The following is a 12,120-nucleotide window of genomic DNA, read 5'->3' as shown; positions in this document are numbered from 1 at the left end:
CTTTACTGGATTCTCTCTAGGTTATCTACACCGCATCGTTCTATGACACTCGCACCGACAACTCGTATCTGACACCTTTCGACCTTCTTAATGGATGTATACGTGTGTTTCTTGGATACTCTTCAGCATCGACAGCGGCGAGACGGCGTGCGACTCCACTATTCCTTGGACGTTCGCTGGATCTCCGTCGACTGCGCCGGGACCTTGCCACTCACCCGGAGGGTCGAGATCTCTTCCAAGACGACCTCACACGTGAGGTCCGTGTCGGTGCCGACGGTCTGGCGCGTGACGCCGGCGTGTGCCGCGAGTCCGGCTTTGTGAAACCACATCGGTTCCGGACATGGCTGGACACCGAGTCAACGACGTGGCGCTCGCTCGAGGATATCGAAAACGCCGATCGCGTTGTATGCGCGATTGCGCTGTTGGCCAGTCGTCTCGACGACCACGCCGTCCGCTTCGACTGCTTCGATCGCGTCGTCGGCAGTCTGTCGGCTCACGTTGACCCGTTCCGTGACGTCGTTCGCAGTCAGTGGTCCACGACTGAACTCCTGTCGTCGGTGATCATCCGAGCGTATCGCCCGGGACCGCGGGTCGACCGTCACTCCACGTGAGCGCATCGACGACGTCTACGAGCTGGGCGATTCGGTGATCGAACACGTTCCATGGATGCTGATCGAGCAACGCCGCCGCCGCTTGGTGGAATGTGTCACCGCGGTACGCAAGCTGAAGATCGATTGCGGCCCCGTCGCGGTCATCGCCACCCCCACCGTGTCGAGTGTTCTTTCTGAGAGAGGGCAGGGTGCCCTCCGATGTGACCCCACTATGTCGAGTGTTCGTACGACGCTGGCTAGGGCCACCCGAACGAAACCGCTTGAGCTCGCTCGATCCGCGCTGCCACACCCTTCGGAAGCGCGATAGTGTTGGAGTTCCGAATCACGGCCTTGACGACACCGATGTCGACGTCGAACTAGTACTGATAGCGTCGGGCCCTCCGACCGGGCAGTACGAGGGATACACCGTACACTAAGTAAAATCGAGAGATGAGACCCTCGTCAAACCATCGTCACACACGTCGTACCGAGTGACTCCTGCTGAACCAGACAACGCAGTCAGCGTGACCCAGTTCAGTTAGGACGACACCCCGACCAGACTCTAGGCTCGCAGACACACCTTCTACCGAGTGAGTTCCCGCGAAAGTGAACGGACCGCAAACGTCCGTACTCCTCACGAAGACCCGAATTGCTCTGCTCGTAGCACGATGTTTGCCAATTTCACTCGGTGTCTGGTGTGTAGAATCAAGTAGTACAGTATTTATGTGTGAGCTAAGTCCTGTTCAGAAGATCTAGAAGGCCTATTTTGTGTACCTCACTCGGTACGAGGTCGGTGGTGTTTTATGAGCCGAATATCAGAACCCTGTATGACGAATCGCGGCGATATCTTCGAGACCGGTGAGATCTTTCGGGACCGAAAACTGGTCCGGGTCGGGCACGTTCCCGATCTCGAACGTGTGGTCGGCAGAGACGACGAGATCGATGCGATCGGCAGTGCCCTCGCTCCGGCAGTCCAGGGGGGGCCGCCGGAAACGACGATCGTCTATGGAAAGACTGGAACCGGAAAGTCACTCGTTACGAGGTGTGTCTGTCGCGAGGCCACGAGACGAGCTGAAGAAAACAACGTCACGTTCGCTCACGCATACATCGACTGTTCAGACTACGGCACAGAAACGCAGGCGAGCCGCCAAATGGCCCGCGATCTACACAGTACGGTCAAAGACTCGGTCGGCGAGCAGTCGATCCCCCGCAAGGGAATCGGCGCGGCGGATTATCGCGATATCGCGTGGGAGATGATCGATGACGCCAACGTCGACGCCTTCCTCGTGATACTCGATGAGATCGACAAATTGGACGGCGATGAACTGCTACGCAGCATCTCGCGCGCCCAAGAGAGCGGGAAAGCCGACGCGTTCATCGGCGCGATCTGTATCAGCAACAAGATCGAATACCGAGAACGGCTGAGCGAGCGGGTCGATTCCTCCCTCCAAGATAACGAACTCGTCTTCGATCCGTACGATGCCCGCCAGTTGGAGGCCATTTTGACGCGTCGTCGTGACGCCTTCGCAGAGGACGTTCTTGAAGACGAGGTCATTCCGAAAACGGCGGCCTTGTCAGCACGCCAGCACGGAGACGCGCGAAAAGCGATCGATATGCTGTATGAAGCGGGGCGGCTCGCTGAGATGGAGCAGTCAAAACACGTCACCGAAGCGCATGTAGATGCCGCGCTTGAGAAAGCGGAAATCAATCGCTTCCAGAAACTCGTGAGTGGACAGCCGCCGCACGTCAAACACATCCTCCGCGCGCTTGCGCTCCTCACCGAACAGGCCGATCGGCAGCAGTTCCGCACGGCGGAAGTGTACGATATGTATACGAATATCGCCGACGAGGTCGACACCTCCCCGCTGAGTTACGATCGCGTCCAGCGACTTCTCAAAGAGCAGGCGTTTCTCGGTGTGACCGAAAGCGAACATACCGGTGGTGGGCACAAAGAGGGGAGCTATCGTGTTCACCGGCTCCTGCGTTCGCCTGAGATCGTCATGAAGGGCCTCGACCGGCAATAACGGATCGAGTACTACACTCGGTACGTGGTGTGTGACACCAATACGCTGGGGACGCAAAAGCTCAGTTTCACTCGGCACGTGGTGTGTCACCCGATAGCGGCAGTGACGATTGATCCAGGTGGCTGAAAATGAAACTGACAATCAATGCGCACAAATGAGGCGACATAAGTCGTCTTCTGAGAGAACCAACAGTCGAGACCAGTAATCTCACTCGGTGCTGGGTGTGTTAATTATGTCAAGTGTATAGTATGTAATCACACTTCGTCGCAGTCTATCGGTTAGCACTTGATGTAGTGGAGTATCTCTCGGTCCGTTCTCATCGATAACAGTCGCGAAGAACACTCGACACGGTGGGGTGTCGGGTGGCTACCCCACCGGCCCGTCACTCTCTCCCCCAAGACCAGCACCGAAGTGGCGAAGCAGCGCGGCGACGACGACGTCTCGATCCAGCTCCGCGCGTACACGAACGGTGACTTCCACGTCTCATATCTCGAGTCTCGCTCGGCAGAGCGACGACAGTGCTGATGCGACCGACACGATCAGCCGCACAATACCCGAGATCATTTCCATCCGCTTCCGGACGCCAGTACGGCCGCCGCGGTCAATCAGTCGTACGCACCGGATCTCACACGCGTCGTCGCGGAGGCCGTGCTTCCGTGGGTCGACAGTAGGGTGGGCGAACTGCGGGAGTCAGCGGCTACCGGCTGAAGGTGGACACCCGGCGGCAAACGCCCACGATACCGGTCACCGGAACAGCGTGTCCGCCGCTCAGACCCACCCATCTGGCACGGCCTTGACGATCGCTGTTCGATCGGCGTACGCGTCGTCAATCCGGCAGATGGCAGTCAGCACGTTTCAAACAGGCGGTTACGGAGAGTCAGGTTCGGCAACTACTGTTCAACGCGGGGAGGATGTCAGAGTGGTTGAGCCCGATCGTCTCAATACATATGGCAATCCGGCGCAGTTCATAAATAGTATGAAGACGTAGTCTAGGATAGACTGATGGCACGAATCACCGGCTCTTATCCAGACGATCTCGACCTCCTTATCGAGGGTGCTGTTGAGGCGGGTGTGTTTGGTGGCAAGAGCGATGCGTTACGAGAGTTCGTTCGCGAATACTTCGAGGACAACGAAAACGAGCGAATCGCGGCTACAGTCGCTCTTTATGAGCGTGAACGAATTACTCTCGGTGATGCTGCGAGACTCGCCGATGTCGACCGCTGGACGATGCGTGATATTCTCCGTGAACACCGCGTCGAACTCCGCCTTGGACTTGTCGAGGAAGACGACGCAGCCTATGAGGTAGAGGCAGCAAGCGAACTCGAATTCGATGATGAGGACTCGGACGACGAGGAGTCAAGCGCGAAATGACAAATGACGATATTTCAGCAAACCCAAGCGTTCTGAACACGACTGTCCTCTCAAATTTTGCGTATATCGACCAGTTGTCGGTAGTAACAGGACTCTCCGGAATCTGTACAGTGCCGGTCGTTCGCGAGGAACTCGAAAACGGCGTTGACGACCATCCGTATCTTCAATCAGAACGCAAAACGTTCTGAGGATGGAGTCCACGTCCTTCAGTTGCTTCAACTACTCGTACTGTTCGTCGTCAGTTCGTCGGGAGCGCTGCGGAAAACGTGGTGTAGTCAGGCAGAGGCAGCGTCATCGGCCGGGTGTGGTGTCGAGATTTCGAGACTGACTTCGATGGTCTCGTAGGGTACGAAGGCACGCTTTGCCCGGCCGGCTTGCTTGAAGTGGACGATATCGTACTCGGCGAGCACTTGGAGGTCGTCGTGGACGGTCTTGACGTCGCGGTCGAGACGCTCGGCCAGCCGGCGGATGCTGTCCGGGCGCTCGGCCATGATGCTCCGAAGGAGTTCGACACGACGATCGGTGAGAAGCGCTCGGAGGTCACTCGGATTTTGGAAGTTGATTACGTGTGGCACCTCTTCGCCGGCTTCCCAGCGGTCCAGCCGGTCAAACGCCTCTTGGCGGTGCGCCTGTTCGGAGTCGGACGTGATCCGAAGCACCGAGGGATACTCTTCAGGATCGTGATCCTCGAGGAAGCCCGCTTCAGCTTCGACATCATCCATCACGATCTCCTCATGGCCGGAGTCGGTGCTGTTGGCATCGTCGATGTCGTCGGGCGTGTTGGTGTTGGATTCGTTGGGCATGATAAGTCACCTCTCACGACGGTCGTCCATCTCGGTGTGGAACTTCCGAACGTGAGCTTTGAGATCGGTGTACTCGATATCGTCGTAGACGCCATCGGGCGTGTGGTAGTGGTGGCGATCGACTCTGGGGTGGTCCGGAAAGTTGTCGAACCGAAGGAGAGTTCGACCGTCTTCGGCCATGTACTGAAACCGATATTTGATCCCTTCGGGGTAGTCGTTGCTTTTTGGGACATCGGTCGCGATCATCTCGTACCGGGAGCCGTCGTTGAACGTGTCATCGTCTTCGTAGACGATCGTCGACCCTATCTGCGCTACCTATGTTGGTGTGGCGGGCCAACATAGACTAAACCTTTCTGTTGGTGTCGAACCTCAACATTCGCGACTAGGAAGACAAGACCCAATGGATCAAAACTTCGGTCCCACGAACGGTACCTCCCGATCCTTCGTCTATGACGACCGAACCAACGGCTCGTACCACTCCCGGTTCGCCTGATACCACTCGATAAACTCCTCAACGCCCTCCGCGATCGTTCGCGAGGGCTCGTACCCGATCTGCTCCCGGGCCTTGGCCACCGACGCGTGGGTGTGCTCTGCGTCGGCCTCACGCGCAGACTCGTATTCGATCGCCAACTCGGGAGCCAACTGATCCCGAACCGTCTCGGCCAGCTCCTGAATCGAGATGTTGTCCGAGCTCCCGATGTTCAACACGTCCCCATCCGCAGCCCCTGACTCCAACAGCGTCCGGTTCGCGTCCACCACGTCCGCCACGTACGTGAAGTCCCGCGTCTGCTGGCCGTCTCCGTAGATCACCGGCGGCTCACCATTCACACACCGCGAGACGAAATTCGAGATCGCCATGTTCGGCCGCATTCGCGGGCCGTACACCGTGAAGTAGCGGAGACACACCGTCGGCAGCCCATGAAGCTCCGTGTACACCCGCGCCATGTGTTCCTGAGTCAGCTTCGTCACGCCGTAGGGGCTCACGGGTTCGGTGGGGTGGTCTTCTTCGTAGGGTAACGACTTCGGCTTCCCATACACCGACGAGGAGCTCGCGAGGATCACTCGCTTGACATCAGCCTCCTTGGACGCCTCCAAGAGATTCACCGTCCCGTCGACGTTGATGTCGGTCACCTTTCGGGGGTTGTCGACGCTCTCGCGCACGCCGGCCTGTGCGGCTTGGTGAACGACGACGTCTGCGTCGGCGACGAGCTCCCGCACCGTCTCTGGGTCCCGCACGTCGCCCTCGACAAACCGGTACTCGACGGCGCGCCCCTCGGCCACCTCGCGGTGAACGTCGAGTGTATGGCGTTTGATTCCCTCGGCGTAGAACGGCTCCAGGTTGTCGAGGACGATCACGTCGTGGCCGTCTTCGAGGAACGCCTCGGCGAGGTGGCCGCCGATGAATCCGGCCCCGCCCGTCACGAGAATTCGCATACGCACTCTTCCAAAGGGTGACACAAAACTCGCGCGGTTCGTCGAACCCACCTCCGATCCCGAATCCTCACTCCGGGAATCGACTGGCGCGCTCCGGAAGCAGCCGTTGACGAGACGACGAACCACGGCTCCGAACACCGGCGAGAGTACACAAGAATGCCTCGTGGGCAGCGACTACTCCCCGACGCTGTTGAGCGCGCTGTTCAACTCGAAGAGCTCGCGGACGACATCGCTGTCCGCGACCCGATACCGTCGTGGTGATGTGTTCGGAACGTCCTCGATAAGTTCGACCTCACACATGAGGTCGGTGTAGTTGCCAACAGTTTGGCGCGTGACGCCGGCGTGTTCTGCGAGTTCGGTTTTGTTGAACTCACGATTTGGCGGGAGATCAAGCAACGCGTCGACGAGAATCGGGATCGCATCGTGCTGCGTGAGATACAGCCACCCGCTTGGGTGTTCTTTCCTGAGTTCCTTTGTCGCCCCGCGGTCGTCCGCCTGTTCCATACTGCTCATACAGAAAGCCACCATCTGCGTGTGTATAAGCGTTTTCACTAGCGTTAACAGCCATTAACAGCATTTATTTGCGAGTGGATTCATACCCCGCTATGGAGAAGTCGTCGGTGAAATGTGCCCTCCTCGCGACGATGATAGCGAAACACAAGTGGGGTACACCGATCACGGAGGAGACGCTCCTCAATCTCTCAGCAATTGATGACGACTACCCGACCGCGCGAGATGTCGACGCCGATCTTCGCCGCGAACCCTACATCACCTACCGCGGAAACCGCGGTATCGAACCTAACAAGAGTCGCTTCGACAAACTCGCCGATGTCCTCTACCACGAATGTGGCTGGGAGGCTTGGGAGATCGACAGTCGCCTAAAGCACTACGAGGGTATCGAAGAGCACGATTGGAAGTGACTTCATATACTGAAAACGGACCGTGGTCCCGTCGCGTTCATCGCCACCCCACCCCACCGTGTCAAGTGTTCTTTTCGAGACAGGGTGGGACACTTCCCCCTGAGATCCCACTATGTCGAGTGTTCGAGCAGAACCACCTGGGACCATCCGAATAACGCTGACCGACCTCACCGCCTCACGTGATCCGCGTCGCCACGCCTGTCGGGAGCGCAATGGAATCGAAATCCCCGAACGACATCGCCGACGACAGCGACGTTGAACTCGTACTGACAACGTCGGGTTCTCCGGGCGAGCAGTACGAGGGACACACCGTACACCAAGTGAAATCGAGAGATGAAACCCCGTCAAACCGCCGTCACACACGTCGAAGTCGTGTTCGTGCTGTGGTCGCAAGCGTGACGCGAACCGTGTTGAACGCGGACTGTATGTCTGCGATGAGTGCGGGACTGTGGCGAACGCGGACGTGAACGGTGCTGAGAACATTCGGCAGAAAGTATCTCCAAGTCCCGCCACGGATGGCGGTGATAGGAGTAACGGCTGGTTGGCACAGCCATCGACGTTCCTGTTTGACAAGGAAACTGGTGCGTTTGCACCTCAAGAACGGGCTACGTCGTAAACCACAATATCCCAACCCAGCGGTGCGGTGCCGTGGGAATCCTCGCGCTTCAGCGCGGGGAGGATGTCAAGCAACCGGATTTGCGACCAGACCCAGCACGCCCAACTGCTGCTCGAAACGTTCGCGTACCTCGAAGAACGAGGCGCGACGCCGGCCCGTTCGAAGACGATCAAGACGCGGTACGAGCGCGCGGCGGACTCACACACCGTGAAACTCGGAAGCTTCCGGCATACCCCGATGCGGCGACTACGCTCGCAGATACGCGTCGAGACCTCCTGCTCGAACGCGAGCGCCACCCGTCTCGAACAGTTGACGCAGTGGGGTGTGATGAGAGACCTGTGGTTGGTCGTCTCCGAGAACACTCGACACGGTGGGGTGTAGGGGTCGACTACTGCCCAGTGAAAAAAGCACTCGACATGGTGGAGTATCAGGAACCCGTCCCGCTCTCCTCACGCACCAACTCGCTCGCCCGCTCCACGTCGTCCGGCGTGTTCACGTTCACGCGCTCGCCGAGCCGCACGGTCGAAACCTCGTACCCCGCGCGCACCAACAGGCTCACGGCCTCGCTCAACTGGTACTCACCCTCGGCTGACGGCCGGAGCAGCGCACACGCGTGAAAGATATCAACACGTAAGTAGTGTCCAACAGATTTAACACTCGACTCAAGCGTAACAGAAGGTATGTCAAATCAGTCGCAGACCGAACAAACGGAGATGGCAACGGTGCGTGATGAGTATCCATCGGGGCTACGTGTGCTCATGCAAAACGAGAGTGTCGGATACATGATTGATGCGCTGATGGATATGCCCGGCACTACGTTCAGTAAATCCCGGTTAGCGGAGAACGCTGGCGTCAGTCGACAATCTGTTCATACGCACATCACGCTGCTCGTCAATCTTGGAATCGTGAAGGAAGTGGATAACTCCGATCCAGTTGAGTACACGCTCAACGATGGCGACGAAATTATTCGACTGCTTCATCGTCTTGAAGGAGTAGTAAACAGGCGGCTCAACCCGAAAGTCGACGATTAAGATGGAGGAGTTGGATCCGACAGCTCGGATCGTCTGGAAGTTGGCCCGGAACCATACGTGGGGACAGCCTATCCCCGAAGAAGACGTGATCGCTCTCGCAACGAAAGACGAAGACGGTGACGAGATGAGAGCCGCTCTAGACGCGGCACTGGAGCTGTCGTTCCTTAGTGTCGGCCCACATGGCGTATACATTCCAAACGGCCAAACAAAACACGAGGAAGCCGCAGACTGGCTCCGAGAGAACACGGGGCTGCGGTTTGTAGACGTCTTAATGACGGCTACTGGCTGTGCCAACCAGCCTTTACTCACATTTTTCAATTGACATTCTTCTCACGTGAACGCAGAGGAGGCTGTCAATTGGGTGGAAGAGAGTCATCATATTCGTCATCAAGGATTTCGGAACAATCAACGGGAATGCTGGTCCACGCGTTCTTCACTACCTCGTACCCAGTCCATCCTTCCGTCCGAATCATCTCCACAGTTGCTTCGCAGAATTCAGGCTTTGAGATGAGATCGTTGTCAAGCAAGATATAGAGGAGATACGGTGGTCCCACAACGTCAATGTCGTACCCGTTGTCCTCGATGAGACGCCGAAGTGAACGTCTCGCCGCTGAGTCAAGAATTGAGACAATCTGATACGGAGATGCATGTTCAGAGAGTTCTTGCTTGAGCGATTGCTCGCCTGCGTCTGGCCCATGCGGGCGAGGAACGATAGTTACGCACGACCACGGCGACGAGTCTTCGTCTAGATGCGCAAGAACACGTTGGCTTCCGTGCTTCACGCAGTATTCACGGCTGCCTTCTTCAGGGTACTTGTTTGAGTTGACGTGGTTCTGAAGTTCGTGCTTACAGACATTTGTCGTTGTGAGGTGGATGGTGTCTTTCAGGAGTTCCCACTGAGTCGTGTTCGCAACCGCGATCAAGGAACTCGTATCTGCCAGTATCGGATAGCGAGCCTCACTTGCCATTGCGTCCCGTCAGAAATTCAGATGTGTCTCGTTCCATAGCTGCCTCGAACGACTTGTTTTCTTCTTCCATTCTATCGAGTTTTTCACCAAGAAGAACACGAGCCACATCCTCACCAATCTCGTCACGACTATATCGTTCGTAGACCGCGATCTTGTCCTGTTCATCTAATGACTGCCGGAGCATTTCGGCCAAGCCGACGCGAGCGAGTTCGCTCACGTTGACGCCACCGATGTGAATCTCATCAAGGAGTTCCGCGGCCTCTTTTTCGGCTCCGGCACGGAACTGGATCACCTTATCATAGCTTGATCCGCTCATACACTACCGTTCGATGTAGAGGGAGATATATGTTATGACGTGTAACTATTTGTTACTACAAAATGCGAAAAATGTAAATTCAAGTATATATTTCTCAAAGAAAGAATGTGTATCTGGAATTTTGTCGAAGTGTTATCTCACTAAATTACTCTCCGTCGAAGCCACTCCCACCCATACGCTCCACCTCAGCGACCGGTTCGCGACCAACCGGCCACCACCGACAGCCGGTCCACTCGTCGTCAATCCGCCACCAGCCGGGTCCATCGTCGCGTTCGACGAACCGAATCCGACGACGTGGCGACCTCGCAGGAACGAACGTGATTCCGATCGATCCTGTACCAGGAGTGGACTCCGGACCACCGTCTGTCTCAGTCGCAGTGCTCGGCTCGTCGTCACGAGGTGACGAGTTTGGAATTTCTCCCTGATCGCTCGCAGCATCCGACGTAGCCTCCACAGGATCGTCGCCGTCGGCAGCGGGTGAGGGCTCATAGAGGGTCAAGGCGGAAACCCACCTCTTTAGAGCTGTCTTTTACCCACAAGTTCACTGAGTCCCAAACAGACGTTTCAGACGCTGTCGAACCCAATCTATTCTCGGAAGATCGAGGTGAGGAGTGAACCGGGCGATGATATCGGCAGTGGGGGGGTTGCTGAATGTGGTAAGCGAGATGAGCAAAATCGTCTCATAGGAGTGTTAGCTCTGTAGATATCGGGGCTTCGGTCGGATTTATCGACCGCAACAACAACTCGATCTGTGGGTAAGAGACAGCCCTTTAGGGGTGGGTTAGCTTACCCCACATACTACCTCACAAAACAGACGAAACGAGGGGTGTGTCCGTCCCGTTTCGAGTATATAAATGGTGGTGCCGCGAAGAATCTCATCGATCACAGCAAGCAGTAAAATCACATTACAGCAGCTACAACAATCTTTCAGGAGGTTTAATCGATGTCAAACACGGAATTTGGCGTGTCCATCACGGATGAACTCGTTGAGGAGCTGGATGAACTGACCGAGCAGTGCGTCGATCTCCAAGCAAGCCGTTCAGAGGTTGTTGAGGCGATTCTGACTGCGTACTTCCAAGGCGACATCGACCACGAAGCACGAGTCCGTGAGCTGATCATCCGTCGTCGGAAAGGAACACTCTAACTAGCTGAATACTTGTTACAGCCGCTGCAACCATTCTTGAGTTCGTATTTTAGCATTGAGTGCGAGAGGCTACCCCTGGGTTTAAATACTCGAAACGGGACAGGGTGTGTCTTCACCAACCTTGGTACCAGAGACTCGATGAACAGACGAAATGAGGGGTGTGTCTCTACCAGTTCGATATACTGGCGGAACGTTTCGCTCAAATACCGAGGCTATCTTTGATTGCCGAGTCGATTTTCACCATGTCTGATGACGGGACAGATCCAATGTTCTTTTTTATACGTTCGTCAATGTCGATGACCCTGATTTGACTCAGATCTGCTACCGAATCGTGATCGAGGGCAGTATCCGAAGCTAGTACTTCCACCTCGAACGGGTACGTGTCTCCAGACGTGTACTGCGTTGTGAATGGAGCAATGATGGTTGTCGGTGAATATTGATTCCCAACATCGTTCTGGATGACAACACAGGGCCGGCTCTTTCCGTGCTGCTCACTCCCTTTCGTGGGATTCAGTTCAACGATGACAATGTCGCCGCGGCGTACCTGCACACGTGACTCCAGAATTCACTCGCTCCAGCCGGGTGCGTCACCGAGATGTCCGGTTGCTTCTGCGGATGCTTCTTCCATTTCTTTAGCCAACTCACGAGACCGCTCGGCTCTCTTTCGATATCCTTCAGCAAGCCGTTCTTCATCTGTCGGCGGTTTGAGTATAATCTTGTCATTCACTTCGACGAATTCAATTTCGTCACCGCCTTCGATGCCACGACGGTCCCGCAATTCTTTCGGAATTGTCACCTGACCTCGGTCTCCGACTTTCCGTTTGTGTTCTGGCATATCTATTCATACTTTTTTCATACCTATATGGGTGTCGGTGCTGTAATCAAGACTGCTCAGACGTCGGC

At 56.2% G+C, this 12,120-nt stretch carries 18 protein-coding genes and 2 pseudogenes; 9 read left to right on the top strand and 11 right to left on the bottom strand.

The window, feature by feature from the left end; translation table 11 throughout:
• Positions 1-158: 158 nt before the first annotated feature.
• On the bottom strand, positions 159-329 hold the full coding sequence (locus tag EXE41_RS18975; protein WP_158294380.1) for a hypothetical protein: 171 nt from the start codon (positions 327-329) through the stop codon (positions 159-161).
• 27 nt (positions 330-356) lie between these two features.
• Complete coding sequence (locus tag EXE41_RS01200) at positions 357-602, bottom strand: HTH domain-containing protein (protein ID WP_241987174.1); 246 nt, start codon at positions 600-602, stop codon at positions 357-359.
• Positions 603-1,417: 815 nt separating this feature from the next.
• On the opposite strand from EXE41_RS01200, the gene EXE41_RS01190 reads away from it, so the two are divergent.
• The 3 genes and pseudogenes from EXE41_RS01190 to EXE41_RS01175 all read left to right on the top strand — a co-directional run.
• On the top strand, positions 1,418-2,614 hold the full coding sequence (locus EXE41_RS01190; protein ID WP_137690077.1) for a Cdc6/Cdc18 family protein: 1,197 nt from the start codon (positions 1,418-1,420) through the stop codon (positions 2,612-2,614).
• 1,002 nt (positions 2,615-3,616) lie between these two features.
• Positions 3,617-3,985: a UPF0175 family protein gene (locus EXE41_RS01180; RefSeq protein ID WP_137690076.1), complete on the top strand. Its 369-nt coding sequence runs from the start codon at positions 3,617-3,619 to the stop codon at positions 3,983-3,985.
• Positions 3,982-4,152 (top strand): annotated as a pseudogene (locus EXE41_RS01175) (twitching motility protein PilT); the annotation flags it as partial. The gene EXE41_RS01180 and the pseudogene EXE41_RS01175, both read left to right, overlap by 4 nt.
• Positions 4,153-4,260: 108 nt before the next feature.
• On the opposite strand, the gene EXE41_RS01170 reads toward EXE41_RS01175, so the two are convergent.
• The 4 genes from EXE41_RS01170 to EXE41_RS01155 all read right to left on the bottom strand — a co-directional run bounded on the left by EXE41_RS01170 (position 4,261) and on the right by EXE41_RS01155 (position 6,735).
• Entirely contained in the window at positions 4,261-4,788 is a 528-nt protein-coding gene (locus tag EXE41_RS01170) for a transcriptional regulator (RefSeq protein WP_137690075.1), read from the bottom strand.
• Between the two features lie 6 nt (positions 4,789-4,794).
• Entirely contained in the window at positions 4,795-5,034 is a 240-nt protein-coding gene (locus tag EXE41_RS01165) for a DUF6516 family protein (protein ID WP_199240844.1), read from the bottom strand.
• 201 nt (positions 5,035-5,235) lie between these two features.
• Positions 5,236-6,222, bottom strand: a complete 987-nt coding sequence (locus tag EXE41_RS01160) for an SDR family oxidoreductase (RefSeq protein WP_137690073.1) — start codon at positions 6,220-6,222, stop codon at positions 5,236-5,238.
• A gap of 174 nt (positions 6,223-6,396) precedes the next feature.
• Complete coding sequence (locus EXE41_RS01155) at positions 6,397-6,735, bottom strand: hypothetical protein (RefSeq protein ID WP_199240843.1); 339 nt, start codon at positions 6,733-6,735, stop codon at positions 6,397-6,399.
• Positions 6,736-6,827: 92 nt separating this feature from the next.
• Between EXE41_RS01155 and EXE41_RS01150 the strand changes: the two genes are divergently transcribed.
• The 3 genes and pseudogenes from EXE41_RS01150 (at position 6,828) to EXE41_RS19555 (ending at position 8,139) form a co-directional block, all read left to right on the top strand.
• The gene (locus EXE41_RS01150; RefSeq protein ID WP_137690072.1) at positions 6,828-7,142 is read left to right on the top strand and encodes a hypothetical protein; all 315 of its coding nucleotides are present in this window, start codon (positions 6,828-6,830) and stop codon (positions 7,140-7,142) included.
• Between the two features lie 361 nt (positions 7,143-7,503).
• A pseudogene (locus EXE41_RS01145) lies at positions 7,504-7,758 on the top strand (zinc ribbon domain-containing protein); the annotation flags it as partial.
• Between the two features lie 63 nt (positions 7,759-7,821).
• Positions 7,822-8,139: a hypothetical protein gene (locus EXE41_RS19555; protein ID WP_241987172.1), complete on the top strand. Its 318-nt coding sequence runs from the start codon at positions 7,822-7,824 to the stop codon at positions 8,137-8,139.
• Between the two features lie 46 nt (positions 8,140-8,185).
• On the opposite strand, the gene EXE41_RS01135 is transcribed toward EXE41_RS19555, so the two are convergent.
• Positions 8,186-8,329: a hypothetical protein gene (locus tag EXE41_RS01135; RefSeq protein WP_241987171.1), complete on the bottom strand. Its 144-nt coding sequence runs from the start codon at positions 8,327-8,329 to the stop codon at positions 8,186-8,188.
• Between the two features lie 109 nt (positions 8,330-8,438).
• Here EXE41_RS01135 and EXE41_RS01130 point away from each other — a divergent pair, with 109 nt between their 5' ends.
• Positions 8,439-8,789, top strand: coding sequence for a winged helix-turn-helix domain-containing protein (locus EXE41_RS01130; protein ID WP_199240842.1), 351 nt, complete (start codon positions 8,439-8,441; stop codon positions 8,787-8,789).
• Position 8,790: 1 nt separating this feature from the next.
• Entirely contained in the window at positions 8,791-9,111 is a 321-nt protein-coding gene (locus tag EXE41_RS01125; RefSeq protein ID WP_137690071.1) for a hypothetical protein, read from the top strand.
• A gap of 31 nt (positions 9,112-9,142) precedes the next feature.
• Here the strand turns inward: EXE41_RS01125 and EXE41_RS01120 are convergent, their stop codons facing one another.
• A complete protein-coding gene (locus EXE41_RS01120; RefSeq protein WP_137690070.1) occupies positions 9,143-9,757 on the bottom strand; it encodes a hypothetical protein in 615 nt (204 codons plus the stop codon).
• Positions 9,747-10,073: a hypothetical protein gene (locus EXE41_RS01115; RefSeq protein WP_094521382.1), complete on the bottom strand. Its 327-nt coding sequence runs from the start codon at positions 10,071-10,073 to the stop codon at positions 9,747-9,749. The genes EXE41_RS01120 and EXE41_RS01115 overlap by 11 nt, the downstream gene beginning before the upstream one ends.
• Positions 10,074-11,037: 964 nt before the next feature.
• Between EXE41_RS01115 and EXE41_RS01105 the strand changes: the two genes are divergently transcribed.
• A complete protein-coding gene (locus EXE41_RS01105; RefSeq protein ID WP_004598870.1) occupies positions 11,038-11,217 on the top strand; it encodes a hypothetical protein in 180 nt (59 codons plus the stop codon).
• A gap of 199 nt (positions 11,218-11,416) precedes the next feature.
• Here EXE41_RS01105 and EXE41_RS01100 read toward each other — a convergent pair whose 3' ends face one another.
• Positions 11,417-11,767, bottom strand: a complete 351-nt coding sequence (locus EXE41_RS01100) for a type II toxin-antitoxin system PemK/MazF family toxin (protein WP_137690069.1) — start codon at positions 11,765-11,767, stop codon at positions 11,417-11,419.
• Positions 11,768-11,782: 15 nt separating this feature from the next.
• Complete coding sequence (locus EXE41_RS01095; RefSeq protein WP_004598872.1) at positions 11,783-12,052, bottom strand: AbrB/MazE/SpoVT family DNA-binding domain-containing protein; 270 nt, start codon at positions 12,050-12,052, stop codon at positions 11,783-11,785.
• Positions 12,053-12,120: the final 68 nt, after the last annotated feature.

Origin of the sequence: Halorubrum sp. SD690R (genome assembly GCF_005435035.1) — an archaeon.
GTDB classification, from domain to species: Archaea; Halobacteriota; Halobacteria; order Halobacteriales; family Haloferacaceae; genus Halorubrum; species Halorubrum ezzemoulense.
Note: the sequence above shows the minus strand (reverse complement) of the source record. Positions and strands in the feature narration are given on the sequence as shown.